The organism is Clostridium sp. ZS2-4 (assembly GCF_026719745.1).
Lineage (GTDB): Bacteria > Bacillota > Clostridia > Clostridiales > Clostridiaceae > Clostridium_H.
In genome coordinates, this window is record NZ_JAPPRQ010000011.1 from 27,522 (window position 1) to 44,268 (window position 16,747).

General features: G+C 30.6%; 13 protein-coding genes. All 13 read left to right on the forward strand.

What is annotated here, in order from left to right; translation table 11 throughout:
- Window positions 1–16 precede the first annotated feature (16 nt).
- Complete coding sequence (locus OIO11_RS01300; RefSeq protein WP_268069765.1) at window positions 17–2,374, forward strand: endonuclease MutS2; 2,358 nt, start codon at window positions 17–19, stop codon at window positions 2,372–2,374.
- 69 nt (window positions 2,375–2,443) lie between these two features.
- Window positions 2,444–2,890 (forward strand): DUF523 domain-containing protein, encoded by a 447-nt coding sequence (locus OIO11_RS01305; protein ID WP_268069527.1) that lies wholly within the window; start codon window positions 2,444–2,446, stop codon window positions 2,888–2,890.
- A 534-nt stretch (window positions 2,891–3,424) separates the two neighbouring features.
- Window positions 3,425–4,441, forward strand: a complete 1,017-nt coding sequence (locus OIO11_RS01310) for an alpha-hydroxy-acid oxidizing protein (RefSeq protein WP_268069528.1) — start codon at window positions 3,425–3,427, stop codon at window positions 4,439–4,441.
- Window positions 4,442–4,605: 164 nt separating this feature from the next.
- Entirely contained in the window at window positions 4,606–5,433 is an 828-nt protein-coding gene (locus tag OIO11_RS01315) for a hypothetical protein (protein WP_268069529.1), read from the forward strand.
- 80 nt (window positions 5,434–5,513) lie between these two features.
- Window positions 5,514–6,116, forward strand: coding sequence for a 50S ribosomal protein L25 (locus OIO11_RS01320; protein ID WP_268069530.1), 603 nt, complete (start codon window positions 5,514–5,516; stop codon window positions 6,114–6,116).
- A 124-nt stretch (window positions 6,117–6,240) separates the two neighbouring features.
- Window positions 6,241–7,977, forward strand: a complete 1,737-nt coding sequence (locus tag OIO11_RS01325) for a phospho-sugar mutase (protein WP_268069531.1) — start codon at window positions 6,241–6,243, stop codon at window positions 7,975–7,977.
- A gap of 198 nt (window positions 7,978–8,175) precedes the next feature.
- A complete protein-coding gene (locus OIO11_RS01330; RefSeq protein WP_268069532.1) occupies window positions 8,176–9,249 on the forward strand; it encodes a tetratricopeptide repeat protein in 1,074 nt (357 codons plus the stop codon).
- Between the two features lie 106 nt (window positions 9,250–9,355).
- Window positions 9,356–10,261: a UTP--glucose-1-phosphate uridylyltransferase GalU gene (galU, locus tag OIO11_RS01335; RefSeq protein WP_326497909.1), complete on the forward strand. Its 906-nt coding sequence runs from the start codon at window positions 9,356–9,358 to the stop codon at window positions 10,259–10,261.
- 182 nt (window positions 10,262–10,443) lie between these two features.
- Window positions 10,444–12,282, forward strand: a complete 1,839-nt coding sequence (locus OIO11_RS01340) for a polysaccharide biosynthesis protein (RefSeq protein ID WP_268069533.1) — start codon at window positions 10,444–10,446, stop codon at window positions 12,280–12,282.
- A 29-nt stretch (window positions 12,283–12,311) separates the two neighbouring features.
- Window positions 12,312–13,427: a DegT/DnrJ/EryC1/StrS family aminotransferase gene (locus OIO11_RS01345; RefSeq protein WP_268069534.1), complete on the forward strand. Its 1,116-nt coding sequence runs from the start codon at window positions 12,312–12,314 to the stop codon at window positions 13,425–13,427.
- A 35-nt stretch (window positions 13,428–13,462) separates the two neighbouring features.
- Entirely contained in the window at window positions 13,463–14,779 is a 1,317-nt protein-coding gene (locus OIO11_RS01350) for a nucleotide sugar dehydrogenase (RefSeq protein WP_268069535.1), read from the forward strand.
- A 57-nt stretch (window positions 14,780–14,836) separates the two neighbouring features.
- The gene (locus OIO11_RS01355; protein ID WP_268069536.1) at window positions 14,837–15,940 is read left to right on the forward strand and encodes a Gfo/Idh/MocA family protein; all 1,104 of its coding nucleotides are present in this window, start codon (window positions 14,837–14,839) and stop codon (window positions 15,938–15,940) included.
- 40 nt (window positions 15,941–15,980) lie between these two features.
- Window positions 15,981–16,721 carry an N-acetyltransferase gene (locus OIO11_RS01360; RefSeq protein ID WP_268069537.1) on the forward strand — a complete coding sequence of 247 codons (741 nt, stop codon included), beginning with the start codon at window positions 15,981–15,983 and terminating at the stop codon, window positions 16,719–16,721.
- The last annotated feature ends 26 nt before the right edge of the window (window positions 16,722–16,747 follow it).

The following is a 16,747-nucleotide window of genomic DNA, read 5'->3' on the forward strand; positions in this document are numbered from 1 at the left end:
AGGGGTTGTGAAATACGTGAATGATAAGGCTTTGAGAGTTTTAGAATTTAATAAGATAAAAGAAGAACTTAAGAAATATACAACTACATCTGCGGGAAAGGACATTATTGAGGAGCTTGTTCCTTATGATAATGCTTTTGAAGTAAGAGAACACGTAGAAGAGACAAGAGAGGCTTTTGAGCTTCTTATAAAGAAAAGTGCGCCTCCTTTCGAAGGATTATATGATGTAAGAGAAGGAATTGGAAGAGCACAAAAGGGATTTTTACTTTTGCCTGTGCAGCTTCTTAGAATTGCAAATTTGTTAAGATGTGCAAGAAGGTTTAAAGATTACATAAGTCATAAAGATGAAGAACAGTCCTATAGAGTTATAGAAGATATTTGTGCTGGATTAGTTCCTTTAAAGAAATTGGAGGAGGATATATTTGCAGCGATAGTTTCAGAAGAAGAAATATCTGACAGAGCCAGTGCTGCATTGTTTAACATAAGAAGAACCTTAAGAGATAAAACTACTTCAATTAAATCAAAGGTAAATTCTTTGGTTAGAACCTATTCTCAATATCTTCAAGAGAGTATATATACTGTGAGAGGGGATAGATATGTACTTCCTGTAAAGATAGAACATAAAGGCTCTGTTCCAGGACTTGTGCATGACCAGAGTTCTTCAGGGGCTACTCTTTTTATAGAACCAATGAGTTTGGTTACGTTAAATAATGAAATAAAGGAATTAAGACTTAAAGAAAAAGCTGAAATAGAAAGAATACTTCAGGAATTATCAGAGCAGGTATATGAAAATATAGTGCCTGTAAAAAATAATGCAGATATACTTTGGGAGCTTGATTTCATATTTGCAAAAGCTAAGTATGGTGGAAGCTTAAATGGTATATGTCCTAATATTAATGAAGATGGATATTTTGATATTATACAGGCAAGACATCCTTTAATTGATCCAAAAGTGGTTGTTCCTAATGATATTTATTTAAATAAGGGAGTTACTTCTATTGTAGTTACGGGTCCTAATACTGGAGGAAAAACTGTTACTTTAAAAACAGTAGGACTTTTACATATTATGGCTATGAGTGGGCTTATGATTCCTGCCAAACAAGGTTCAAAACTAAGCTTTTTTAAAGAAGTTTTTGCTGACATAGGTGATGAACAAAGTATAGAACAAAGTTTATCTACATTTTCGTCTCATATGACTAATATTGTAAATATAATAGATAATGCTGATGAGAAGTCTTTAGCTTTATTTGATGAGTTGGGAGCAGGTACAGATCCAACAGAAGGAGCTGCTCTTGCAGTATCAATATTAGAAAATTTAAGAAGTAGAGGGACTAAAGTAGTTGCAACAACTCATTACAGTGAACTAAAAGCTTATGCTTTAAGAGTTGAGGGTGTAGAAAATGCATCGGTTGAATTTGATGTAGAAACTTTAAGACCTACTTATAGATTGCTAATTGGTATTCCAGGTAAGTCAAATGCTTTTGAAATTTCTAAAAGACTTGGTCTTCCAAATTATATTATAGAAGATGCTAAACAAGGAATATCTAAGGATACTCTTAAATTTGAAGATTTAATACAAAGCCTGCAAGATAAAAACATAAAAGCACAAAAAGATGTTAGAGAGGCAGAAATAGCTAAAGAAGAAGCATTAAAAATCAAGAAGAAGTATGAAGAAAAATTAAATAAATTCCAAAATATTAGAGAGAAAGCTACTTTGGATGCACAAAAAGAAGCAAAATATATTATAAAGGAAGCTAAGGAAGAAGCTGATAGAATATTAAAGGATATTAGAGAACTTGAAAGAATGGGATATTCTTCAGATGTGCGTCAAAAACTAGAAGAGAATAGAAAGAAATTAAAAGAAAAATTAGAAACTGTAGAAAGTGATATAAACAAACCTAAGGATGAAGGAAAAGAACTTAAAACTGTATCTGAAGGTCAAGAAGTATATCTTCCTAAATTTGATACCAAGGTTATAGTTTTAACTAAGCCTGACAGTAAGGGAGAAGTGCAGGTACAGGCTGGTATTATGAAAATAAATGTAAAACTTAAAGATCTTAGAGAAAGTAAAGAGAGTAAGGTTGAGAAAAAACAGCGTAAAAAGAAGACTGTTAATTTAAATTTAAAGCAGGTATCCTCATCAGTGGATTTAAGAGGAATGGATGCAGAAGAAGCTATTTATACAGTTGATAAATATTTAGACGATGCTTATATTGGAGGACTTGGAGAAGTTACCATAATTCATGGTAAAGGTACAGGTGTGTTAAGAAAAGCAATACATGATATGCTTAGAACTCATGCTCACGTTAAAAGTTACAGATTAGGTGAGTATGGAGAAGGTGGAAGTGGAGCTACTGTGGCAGTGCTGAAGTAGGAAAAAGTAAAGAGAACAAGAGTTAAAAGAATATAAAATAATAGAAAAGAGAATAAAGAAGGGATAAAAGTGATAGTAATCAGTGCTTGTCTTTGTGGAGTGAATTGCAAATATAATGGAGAAAACAATTTAAATAATGAGGCTTTAACCCTCTTAAAAGAAGGAAAAGCAGTGCTTGTTTGTCCGGAACAACTTGGAGGATTAAATACTCCAAGAGTCCCTCATGAAATAGTTGGAGGGGATGGAGCTGATGTACTTGATGGGAAAGCTAAAGTTGTAAATGCACAGGGAGGAGATTCTACTGAAGAATTTGTTAAAGGTGCTTATGAAGCTTTAAAAATTGCAAAAGCTGTTGGGGCAAAGTCTGCAATTTTTAAAGCTAAAAGTCCTTCCTGTGGATTTGGTGAAATATATGATGGAAGTTTTAATGGGAAAAAGATAGTAGGCAATGGTATAACAGCAGAATTATTTATGAGAAATGGAATTAAAGTATATACTGAGAAGAGCAGTATATAAGAATGTTGCGACACAACATTCTTTTAGTCCCCAGTCGCCAGTAACCAGTCCCCAGTAAAAGAGGATTTTCTTCCTTAGGTCAGAAAACCTTTCAATTAGATAATAAAAGCTAGTGAAATTTTAATTTTTCACTAGCTTTTGATATTATCTATTCAAGTAAAGAGCTGTTAAGCTCCGAAAGCGATAGTTCAAGCGAAATATTACTTGATCTAAGGCTAAATGCCTTTATAAAAAAACTGTTAAATAAAACTCTTTCACCCGAAAGAGTGTCAAATTTTTTCAAAAGTTTTATTTAATCTTAACGCCCTTGGAACCACATAAAGCGTGAAAAAGATATTTTAAATTCAAAGATTTTCTGACACTAGGAAGAAAATCAACATTTCCTGGGGACTGGGGATTGGCGACTGGTTACTAGAATAAAAATATAAAGTCCATTTACTGGAATAGTTAAAATGATTGTCTTATAATTAAAATTGTAAGCAAAGAACACAAAATGTAAAATGATGAAAAACATAAGAAAGGGTGGGATTTGTTATGGATTATAAGACAATGTTAAAAAATGCTAAGGAAAACTTAAATGGAAGCTGTAGAGTATGCTCTGTGTGCAATGGTGTTGTTTGTTCCGGTGAAGTACCAGGTATGGGAGGCAAAGGAACGGGGGCATCTTTTAAAGAAAATATAGAGGCGTTAAGCGCTTATAAACTAAATATGAGAGTTATACATGATGCAAAAGACCCTGATACATCAATAGAGTTATTTGGTAAAAAGATGGATATACCTGTATTTGCAGCACCAGTTTCAGGTACTACTTTGAATATGGGTGGAAAATTTTCAGAAGAAGAATACATATCATGGGTAATAGAAGGATGTTTGGATTCAGGAATATATCCTATGGTAGGGGATACTGCAGTTGATTCCTTTCTTATAACAAATTTAGAACAATTAAAAAGATTTAATGGAGAGGGTATTGTTTTTATAAAACCATGGGAAAATACTAATGTAATAAAGAAAATTAAAATGGCAGAAGAGGCAGGAGCTTTTGCAGTTGGAATGGATATAGATGCTTGCGGGCTTATTACCTTAGCGCTGCATGGAAAACCAGTTATGCCTAAAACCGTAGAGGAAATTAAAGAGATAGTTAAAAGCACTAAACTTCCGTTTATTCTAAAGGGCATAATGACTCCTGATGAAGCTGAACTGGCAGTTGAAGCTGGAGTAGATGCCATAGTAGTATCAAATCACGGAGGCAGAGTACTTGATGAAACTCCTGGAGTTGCTGATGTACTTCCTGAAATAGCAGAAAGAGTTAAGGGTAAGATTACAATTTTAGCTGATGGTGGAGTAAGAAGTGGTGTTGATATTTTAAAAATGCTTGCTTTAGGAGCTGATGCTGTTTTAATAGGAAGACCTTTTGTTACAGCGTCTTTTGGAGGAAAAAATGAAGGTGTTAACCTTTATGTTGAAAGTCTAAAGGGTGAATTAAAGTCAGCGATGGTACTTACAGGTTGTAAGGACATAAAAAGCATAGATAATAGGATTATATATTATTAAATCAAACAATGTGTTGAGGCATAAAGAAGATAACTAATAATTTATCTTCTTTATCAAATTTGTGCTGTAGATGATAAATTTGCAGCATAATTTTTTTGCAAAGCTACACATACTAATTATGCGTTAAGTTATTAAATATCAAGAAAGAGATAAGGGGGAATTAGATGGAGGTTTATTCATCAATTACAAAAGAAATTTTAGATAAGATTAAAGATTATTTAGATAAAGGAGAAAAAGCTAGTATATCACAGGATATATTATTAAGAAACAAGGTATATAGACAAATATTTTTGGTTAAAAAAAGTATAAAAGGTGGAAATATTTCTTATCTGTTTGTAGATGAAAACTATGAAGTAATCAAGGATAAAGAAATTAATAAAGAACTTTCTAGATGTTTTTATTTCTTAAATATTCTTTTTAATAGTGAAAGTGAACTTAGTATAAAAAAAGCATTAAAAACAAATGAAGTCAAAGAAAGAGAAGTTAAAGATTTAGAAGATGTAAGTGAAAGCTTAGAGGTTTTATATAAAAGTGGAATACAAGAGGCAATGAAAGTAAAAAAAATCACTAATAATATGAAAGATATTATTCAAAAGTATAATAGTAAAGTAGAAGAACTAAATATGAAATCAGATAAAATTGCTGAAAAAGCAGAAATGTTTAGTGAAGATATCATATCATTACTGAATCCAATGTATAAAGAAATATTATTAATTAATTTTGAAAAAGTAAAGCTTTTATCTGAAGGCAGAGAACAATTTGATATTATTAAAAATATATCTAGTAAGAAAAAGAGGCACAGTTTATTTAATAAAAATGCTTTTGCTGCTTATACAAAAATAATATATACTATGGAGTATTTTAAGAGATTAATAAGTAAATATGATAATGTGCTTCATATGGATTTAAGAGAGTATAGAAAATATGTTGATGAAGTGGAAAAAGACTACATTAATAAGCAAAATGCATTAATAAAGAAAAGTACTAAGTAAATTTTTTCTATTAAATTTGAAAAAAAGTGTATATTATTATGTCTTCTGTAAATAATAAAAAAAGTATAGGAGGGATAATAATGGAAATTTTAAAAGGTGAAATAAGAGAAAAAAATAGAACACATTATCCAAAAACAAAAAGGCATCAAGGAAAAATTCCAGGAATATTGTATGGTGCAACAATTCAGAATACTTTGTTTGAAATAGGAGAAATGGAGTTAAATAAAGAAATCAACAATATTGGTGAACATGGAACTATTGATTTGGAAATTAATAACCAAATGCATACGACTTTGATAAAAGAAGTTCAAAGAGAACCTGTAACTCATAGAATAATACATATTGACTTGGAAGAAGTTAATAAGGGGAAAGTTGTTCAAACTGAAGTGCCAATAGTGTTTACTGGAGAAAATATGGTTATTAAAAATGGAGGAATTCTTCAAAAAGAAAGAAGTAGTGTAAAGGTACAAGGTAAGTATGAAGAAATTCCCAAATCGATAGAAATAGATGTTTCTAAAATGAATCTTGGAGGAATATGCAGAGTGGCCGATTTGGAAATAGCAAATGAGCTCTCAATTGTTGATGATCTTAATACTGTTGTAGCTGCAGTTAGTCGTTATAATACTAGTGCAGTATCAGAAGATGAGGAAGAAGAAAATAATACAATAGAAAATAAGGAATAAAAATAAGGTTGCTATAAGGCAGCCTTATTTTTAGATGAAATTCTATTTGAAAAATAATGGTAAATGTTCTAATGGTGGTATTTATAGCATAATATTTCTATAAACCTGAAGAGGGGGGAATAATATGCAGTACATGGGGAAATATAATAATTGGTTGGAATCGAAGCTAATAGATAATAATACTAAAGAAGAATTAAAAAATATTAAGGATGAAAAGGAATTACAAGATAGATTCTATAAAGAATTGGAATTTGGCACTGGGGGACTTAGGGGGATTATTGGAGCTGGGACTAATAGAATGAATATTTATACAGTGAAAAAAGCTACTCAAGGACTTGCATATTTTTTGTTAAGTAAATATGAAGAGGAAGAAATTTCAGTTAGCATTGCTTATGATTCTAGGATAATGTCACATGAGTTTGCTAAGGAAGCAGCTTTAACTTTATGTGCAAATGGAATAAAGGTTAATTTTTTTGAATCTTTAAGACCTACTCCAATGCTTTCATATGCTGTTAGATATTTAAACTCTAAAGCTGGTATTGTTATAACAGCATCACATAATCCAAAAGAATATAATGGATATAAGGTTTATGGAGAAGATGGTGGACAGGTTACAGATAATACTGCAAAAGAAATAACCTCTTTCATTGAAAAAGTAGACGATTTTTCAAAAGTTAAAACTATAAATATGAAGAATGCTAAGGAAGCAGGATATCTAAAGCTAATAGGAGAAGATGTTGACAGAAGTTATATAGAAAAGGTTAAAAGTTTAGTTATAAGAGAAGATTTGGTTAAAGAAAGTGCAAAGGAATTAAAAATAATATATACTCCTATACATGGTTCTGGTAACATTCCAGTTAGAAGAGTTTTAAATGAATTAGGATATGAAAAGGTATATGTAGTAAAAGAACAGGAAATGCCAAATGGAGAATTTCCTACAGCACACTACCCTAATCCAGAAGAATCTGAGGTATTTAACTTGGCTTTAAAAATGGCAAATGAAATAAAACCGGATATAATTTTTGGAACAGACCCTGACTGTGACAGGATAGGAGTTGTCGTGAAGGATGATATGGGAAAATATAGAGTTCTAAGTGGAAATATGATGGGAACACTTCTTTCACATTATATTCTTTTATCTTTAAAGGAAAAAGATAAATTACCTAAGCAGGGTGTAATAATAAAAACAATAGTTACAACAGAAATTACATCTAAAATTGCTGAAAAATTTGGAATTGAAATTATTAATGTATTAACTGGTTTTAAATATATAGGAGAAAAAATAAAAGAATTTGAAGAAAAAGGTGACAAGAATTATTTATTTGGATTTGAAGAGAGTTATGGATGTTTAGCTGGAACTTTTGTAAGAGATAAGGATGCTGTTATAGCTTCTATGCTTATATGTGAAATGGCACTGTATTATAAAAAGAAAGGTTTGAATTTATATAATGCTTTAATGGATTTATATAAACAATATGGATATTATAAAGAGGAGCTTGTTTCAATAAAACTGGAGGGCAAAGAAGGAGTAAAAAAAATAGCAAGAGTTTTACAACATTTGAGACATTCAATGAAATTAGATATTAATAATATAAAGATATCAAAAAAATTGGATTATACCACAAGGATTGAAAAAGATTTAATGAATTTAACACAAAAGCAAATAAACCTTCCTAAATCAAATGTATTAAAATTTATTTTGGAAGATGGTTCATCATTTGTTGTAAGACCGTCTGGTACAGAACCTAAAATGAAGGTATATCTGTCTATCGTAGGAAATAGTATTCAGGAGGCTGATGAAAAAATGAAGAATTTTAAAAATCATGTTATGGATATAATCAATACTGCATGTAATTTATAAAAAACTGCGGCATATTTATGCTGCAGTTAATTTTTTTATCTGATGACTAACAATTCTAATACTCTATATGAATTAAGTTCCATTTTATAAATTATAGATAGAGGTTTACAAAAAACACTATTATTTATTATAATGAAGTTTGCATGGAAATTAAGAATTATTTAATAAATTTAATTAAGGTTGGTGACTGTTATAAATATGGATATTAATGCAAGATTTAAGAGTAAGCTGGCAAATTTATTATTTTTAGAAATTGAAAAGAAAAGAGGAATGTCAATTTTTAAAACTAATATAAATGAAGATATTTATATGCCTGTTGCAACAGAAAACATAATACAGAAAATAAATAATGGAGAAAAAGTTGAAAATATTCCAATAGCGTTTTTTATTGAAGGAATGTTTTTTGTGCTAGGTGCTGATGAGGAGTTTAGATTTAATGAAGTATATAAACAATTGATAAACACTGTTCCTAAAAGTGTAGAATTTATTAAAGGGAGAATAGCAGAAAAAGTAAAGAATAATAATTATGAAGATGCTTATATATTGCTTAAAGGTTTAAATACTGTTAAAAATAGTACAGAGACTTATGATAAGCTTATTATGCTCCTGGAAAATTTAAAACTATCTGATAAAGATTATGAAAAGGAAGAATTGAAAATTATTGCAGAAGCTAAACAAATAGAAGATTATGCAAATCCGTATTTATATGAGGCTTTCATAAAAAGGGATAAAGGGGATTATGATGGAGCATTATTTTGTATAAATACTTATACCTCAAAAGGTGGAAAAGAAACTGTTGAAATTACAGAATTAAAAAATTCTTTGAAAATTATAGTAAATTATGATGAAGCTAAAAAATTGGTGTATGAGGAACCAGCGAAAGCGTTAGCAACATTGATTCCGTTAATCAATGAACTTGGGAATGATTCGGAGATATATTATTATATTGCTATAGGATATAGAATTTTAGAAAACCATGACAAGGCAATATATTACTTGGAAAAATCTTTAGAAATAGACAATTCTTATCCTGAAGTCTTAAATGAATTAGGTATAAATTATGCATCTCTTGAAAACTTTGAAAGCGCCATACTTTATTTTAGAAAAGTATTTGAAGTTACTAAGTCTATAGAAGTATGTACCAACTTAATTATGTGTTATTTAAATATAGGGAACTATGAACAGGCAAAAGTACATTTAGAAATAGCTAAAAAATTAAATTCAAAGGATGAAATAGTAATGCAATTAGAAAACATGATGAAAGATATTTAGAGAGAAGCATTAATTTTAACTATTTGAGGCATAATACATACTGCATGTGCAATAAATGGGATGAAAAATGCATTAAATTATGTATTTGAAGGGAGAAATTCTTATTATGAAGGTAAAGAAAGCAATTATACCTGCTGCTGGGTTGGGAACAAGATTTTTACCAGCAACAAAGGCGCAGCCTAAGGAAATGCTTCCTATTGTTGATAAACCGACTATTCAATACATTATAGAAGAAGCAGTGGCTTCAGGAATTGAAGAAATACTTATTATAACTGGTAGAAATAAAAGAGCGATAGAAGATCATTTTGATAAATCTATTGAGCTTGAAAATCAACTGGAAGCTAAAGGCAAGAAAGAATTGTTGAATATGGTTACGGATATTTCTAATTTAGTTGATATATATTATGTAAGACAAAAAGAACCAAAAGGGTTAGGGCATGCAATAAACTGTGCCAGAACCTTTGTGGGGGATGAACCTTTTGCTGTTATGTTAGGTGATGATGTTGTTGATAGTGACGTTCCATGCTTAAAGCAATTGATAGACTGTTTTAATGAGTATAAGACATCTATTTTAGGAGTACAGGAAGTACCAGCCAATGATGTAAGCAAATATGGAATTGTAAAGGGTATGCACATAGAAGATAGAATTTATAAAGTTAAAGACCTTGTTGAAAAGCCTAAAGTAGAAGAAGCACCTTCAAATGTTGCCATTTTAGGAAGATATATTATAACACCTCAAATTTTTAAGATATTAGATGAAACAAAGCCAGGAAAATCAGGGGAAATTCAACTTACAGATGCATTGAGGACATTAATTAAACAAGAAGCAATGTATGCCTATGATTTTGAAGGAAGAAGATATGATGTGGGAGATAAGTTAGGATTTTTAAAAGCTACTGTTGAATTTGCTTTAAAAAGACAAGAACTAAAGGAAGAATTCATGAAATATTTGAGTACATTGAAGGATAACACGAAATTTCAGGAATTATACAAAGAAATAAATAATAATTAAAAAGGTATTTGTGATATAATAGACATATCTTGACATAAAATATATTTATATGTGAAGGATATGTCTATTTGTTTGTAATTATAACACTTAAAAATATATTAGCAAAAAAGATTGAATAATTTTTAAAATGATGTAAAATGGTTTAGGACGGATAAAATAAATAACATTAAGGATGTGAGGGCTTGAAGGGTAACAGAAGGTTTTGGATATTAGATATAATTTTAGTTGCAATTTCCTTGTATCTTGCGCTAATATTAAGATTTGATTTTAAAATACCTACAGAATATATAACATTTTTCAATGTTTCAATTATTCCGGTAATACTGATAATAGTACTGTGCAATAAAATCTTTAATTTGTATGATTTTATTTGGAAATATGCATCTATTGATGAGTTGATTTCAATAATATATTCTGTTTCAATATCAAATATAATTTTTATTTTATATAGTTATTTTGTTAGTTATAAACTGTTTAGAAATATACATTATAGATTCCCATTCACTGTTCATATTATATTTTGGCTTTTATGCGTAATTGCTCTAGGGGGCACTAGATTCGTATATAGGATAATAGCAGGGCGTGATGAAGGTACAGCATCAAGTGTTGAAAATAAAAAAGTTTTAATAGTTGGTGCTGGAGATGCAGGAGCAATGCTTATAAAGGAAGTAAAAAAGCACAAAGCTCTCAATTATGACATTGTAGGACTTATAGATGACGATGTATCTAAAATAGGTCAGGTTATTAATGGGATAAAAGTATTAGGAAACAGAAAAGAGATAATTAAAACATGTGAAAAAAAAGAAATAGAAGACATATTTATTGCAGTACCTTCTATTCCATTTCAAGAAAGAAAGGAACTATATAATATTTGCAAAAAGACAAATTGCAAGCTAAAAACTCTTCCAGGAATATATGAGATAATAAGTGGAGATGTTAATATAAGTCAGTTAAGAGATGTAGAGATTAATGACTTGCTTGGAAGGAATCCAATAAAGCTAAATAATAATAATATAAATCAATATATAAAAGACAAAGTTGTTCTTGTAACTGGTGGTGGTGGTTCCATAGGGTCTGAACTTTGCAGACAGATTGTTAGATTTTCTCCTGAAAAACTAATAATATTGGATATTTACGAAAACAACGCATATGATCTTCAAATGGAACTAAAACAAAAGTATCCGGAATTAGATTTGGAAGTAGTTATTGCTTCTATTAGGGACTTTGAAAGATTGAAAGAAATCTTTCAAAAATATAGACCTTATGTTGTATTTCATGCTGCAGCACATAAGCATGTACCACTTATGGAGAGTAATCCAGCAGAAGCAATCAAAAATAATATAATAGGTACTTATAATGTAGTAAAATGTAGTCATCTTTATAAGGTTAGAAGATTTGTACAAATAAGCACAGATAAGGCTGTAAATCCAACCAATATTATGGGTGCTACTAAAAGATTCTGTGAAAAGATAATTCAAGCTTTTGACAGGGAGAGTGAAACAGAATATGTAGCAGTAAGATTTGGAAATGTACTTGGAAGCAATGGGTCAGTAATACCTTTATTCAAAAAGCAAATTAAGCAAGGGGGACCTGTTACAGTAACTCATCCAGATATAAATAGATTTTTTATGACTATACCGGAGGCTGCACAGCTTGTAATACAAGCAGGAGCTATGGCAAAAGGGGGAGAAATTTTTGTCCTGGATATGGGAGAACCAGTTAAAATAGTAGATTTAGCCAGAGACTTAATAAGGTTATCAGGATTAAAGCCTGATGAGGATATTAATATAGAATTTACTGGTTTAAGACCAGGCGAAAAATTATATGAAGAATTATTAATGGATGAAATAGCTTTGACTTCAACAGAACATGAAAAGATATTTGTAGAAAAGCCAATGGATTTTAATATTGAATATATTGAAAAATCAATTGAAGAGTTTAGAAACGTAATCGATAAGGATAAAGAAGAAATATTTAAGCTAGTTGAAGGGAAAGTTCCAACTTATATAAGAAAAAATTAAATTGATAAAAAAGACAAGGAGAGATTTTTGTGAAGGTTAATTTATTAGATTTAAAAGCTCAATACCGTACAATAGAAGATGAAGTTAATAAAGTTATAAAAGAAGTTTTGGAATCTACACATTTCATAATGGGACCAAATGTAAAAAAAATAGAAGAAGAAATTGCAGAGTATACTGGAGTAAAGTATGGGATAGGTGTTGCAAATGGAACTGATGCATTAATGCTTACTTTAAGAGCATTAGGAATAGGAGAAGGAGATGAAGTTATAACTACTCCATTTACTTTCTTTGCATCAGCAGAAACTACATCGGTTGTTGGAGCTACTCCTGTTTTTGCAGATATTGAAAAAGATACTTTATGTATAGATCCTGAAAGTATTGAAAAAAACATAAATAGCAAGACTAAGGCAATAATCCCAGTTCATATATTCGGTCAAATGTGTGATATGGACAGAATTATGGAAATTGCAAATAAACATAATTTAATAGTTATAGAAGATGCTTGTCAAGCTATTGGTGCTGAATATAAAGGAAAAAGAGCAGGAGCAATAGGGCATGTTGGGTGCTATTCATTCTTTCCAACTAAAAATTTAGGTGGATACGGGGATGGAGGAATGATAGTAACAGATGATAAAGAACTAGCAGATAAGATAAAACTTTTAAGAGTTCATGGAAGCAAAGTTAAATATCATCATGAAGCTATAGGGTATAACAGTAGACTTGATGAAATTCAGGCAGCTATACTTAGAGTTAAACTAAAATATATAGATAAGTGGAATAATTTAAGATATGAGCATTCACACACTTATAATGAACTATTGAAGGATTTGGATGTTGTATTGCCAACAGAGAGAGAAGCATGCAAGCATGTTTATCATTTATATACTATTCAAAGTACAAAAAGAGATGAAATTATTGAATATTTGAAAGAAAATGAAATTGCATCTGGAATTTATTATCCTATACCAGTTCATCTTCAAGAAGTATATAAGCATTTAGGATATAAACAAGGTGACATTCCAAATGCAGAGGATGCATGTGCTAAGACTTTTGCTCTTCCATTGTATCCAGAAATGACAAAAGAACAACAAGAATATGTAGTAACAAAAATAAAAGATTTTTTCAAAATAAATAAATTAATATAAAACTATATTAAGTAGGAGTATTAGGAGGAAATATTATGTCACAAATAAAAGAGGAACTTTTATTAAAATTTGAAAATAAAAGAGCAAAATTAGGTGTTGTTGGGTTAGGATATGTTGGACTGCCTCTAGCAGTAGAAAAAGCAAAAGCAGGATATGAAGTTATAGGATTTGATGTTCAAGATGAAAAAGTAGAAATGGTTAATGAAGGACATAATTACATAGGAGATATAGTTGACAGCGACTTAGAAGAGTTGGTTAAAGCAGGAAAATTAAACGCAACTACTGATTTCTCTTTTGTAAAGGATGTAGATGCAGTTGCAATAGCTGTTCCAACTCCACTTGATAAATTTAAACAGCCAGATGTATCTTATGTAATAGCTTCTACAAAAAGTATTGCAGAGTACTTGCATAAAGGAATGCTGGTAGTTCTTGAAAGTACAACATATCCAGGAACTACTGAAGAAATAGTTAAACCTATTCTTGAAGAATCAGGCTTAAAATGTGGAAAAGATTTTTTCCTTGCTTTCTCACCTGAAAGAGTTGATCCAGGTAATAAGCAGTTTAAAACAAAAAATACTCCAAAGGTAGTTGGAGGATGTACGCCAGAATGTACAGAAGTTGCAGCAGCATTATATAAAACTGTATTAGAAGGAGAAATTCATCCGGTTTCTTCACCAGCAGTTGCTGAAATGGAAAAAATACTTGAAAATACATTCAGACATATAAATATAGGTCTTGCAAATGAAATGGCTATACTATGTAAAAAAATGGGTATAGATATATGGGAAGTAATAGATGCTGCAAAGACAAAACCATATGGATTTATGGCATTCTATCCAGGTCCAGGTCTTGGAGGACACTGTATACCATTAGATCCTTTTTATCTAACATACAAAGCTAGAGAATTTGATTATCATACAAGACTTATCGAAACAGCAGGAGAAATCAATGATTTCATGCCAGAATTCGTAGTCGACAATGCAATGAAGCTTTTAAACGGACATAAAAAATCATTAAATGGATCTAAGGTTCTTTTAATGGGAGTAGCATATAAAAAAGATATAGATGACATGAGAGAGTCACCAGCTTTAAAGGTAATTGAGCACTTAGAGCAAAATGGTGCAGAAGTAGTATATAATGATCCATATGTACCTAAATTTAAGCATAATGGTAAAGAATATATATCAGTAGAATGGGAAACTGCAATAAAAGAAGCAGATATAGTTTTAATTACTACTGATCACACTGACTATGATTATGAAGGAATAGTTGAAAGTGCTAAGCTGTTATATGATACTAGAAATGCCACAATAAATGTTAAGAACAACAGACAAAAAATAAACAAACTTTAAAGTTAAATAGGATAGACCTTAGGGTTTATCCTTTATTATGATTAAGGAGTGATTGAGATGAAAAAATTAAAATTTGCTATAATAGGTTGCGGAAGAATTTCTTATAAGCATGTTGAAGGATTAATACATAATAGAGAAGAGGCAGTACTTTCAGCTACTTGCGATGTTGACATAAATAAGGCAATAGCTAAGAAAGAAGAATATTTGTCAAAGATAAATGAAGACATTCAAGTAAATACATATACCGATTATAAAGAGATGCTTGAAAAAGAGGAAATAGATGTGGTTACTATAGCTACAGAAAGTGGATATCATCCAGAGATAGCTATATATTGTATGAAAAAAGGATTGCATGCAGTAGTTGAAAAGCCAATGGCTCTTTCAATGAAAGATGCTGATGAAATGATAAAAGTGGCTAAAGAGAATGGAGTTAAATTATCAATTTGCCATCAAAACAGATTCAACAAACCAATTCAACAGCTAAGAACAGCTATTGAAGAAGACAGATTTGGAAAACTTGTTAATGGAACAGCAAGAATTCTTTGGAATAGAAATATGGGATACTATGAGCAAGCACCGTGGAGAGGAACATGGAAGCTTGATGGTGGAACTCTTATGAATCAATGTATACACAATATTGATCTTCTTCAATGGATGATGGGAGGAGAAATTGATACAGTATATGCACAATGTGATAATTTTCTAAGAGATATAGAAGCTGAAGATTTTGGTGCTATACTTATACGTTTCAAGAATGGTTCAATAGGAATGGTAGAAGGAACTGCCTGCGTATTCCCTAAAAACTTAGAAGAAACTTTAAGTATCTTTGGTGAAAAGGGAACAGTATGCATAGGAGGACTTGCTGTTAATAGAATAGAAAATTGGAGATTTGAAGATAATAGAGACAGCGAAGATGATATATTGAAGGCTCAAGAAGGAGATCCAGACAGCGTATACGGAAGTGGACATGTACCGCTATTTAAAAATGTAATAGATTCAATTAATAATGATATAGAACCATTGATAAATGGTGAAGAGGGTAAAAAAGCAATGTCAATAATTCTTGCAGCATATAAATCAAGAATTACTGAAATGCCTGTAAAGTTCCCATTAGAAGATTTTTCTACTATAGATATGGAAAAAGCATTATCCGACAAATAGAAGCTATCATTTTAATGGATATGAAAATGGAGGAAAAAATATGAACTATATTTCTGAAACTTCTAAGATAGGCAATAATGTAAAAATAGGACATTTTGCTGTTATTGAAGATAATGTTCAAATAGGAGATAACTGCATTATTGGAAATAATGTAGTAATACATGAAGGCAGCAGGATAGGAAATAATATTAGAATAGATGATAATACTGTAATAGGGAAAACACCAATGAGATCCGTTAACAGTATATTTAAAGATGATAAAAAATATACACCTTGTGAGATAGAAAATGAATGCTTAATTGGTGCAGGAGTAATAATTTACTGCGGATGTACTATAGGAGAAAAAACTCTTATTGCAGATGTAGCTACAATAAGAGAAGATGTTACTATAGGCACGAAAACAATAATTGGAAGAGGCGCTACAGTTGAAAATTTCTGTAAAGTAGGTTCTAATTGCAAAATACAAACCAATGTTTATATTACTGCTTATTCAGAAATTGAAGATTATGTATTCATCGCCCCATGTGCTGTTACATCAAATGATAATTATGCGGCTCGCTCCAAGGAAAGATTTAATCACTTCAAAGGAGTAACTATAAAAAAGGGTGGAAGAATTGGTGCTGGTGCAGTAGTGCTTCCAGGAAAAGTTATACATGAAGATGGATTTGCGGCAGCAGGAAGTGTTGTAACAAGAAATATACAAAATGCAGAAATTGTTGTAGGAAATCCTGCTAAAAAGTTCAAAGATGTACCGGAAGATCAATTGTTAAAAAATCAATAGCCCAATTATAGAAGGGAAGACTATTA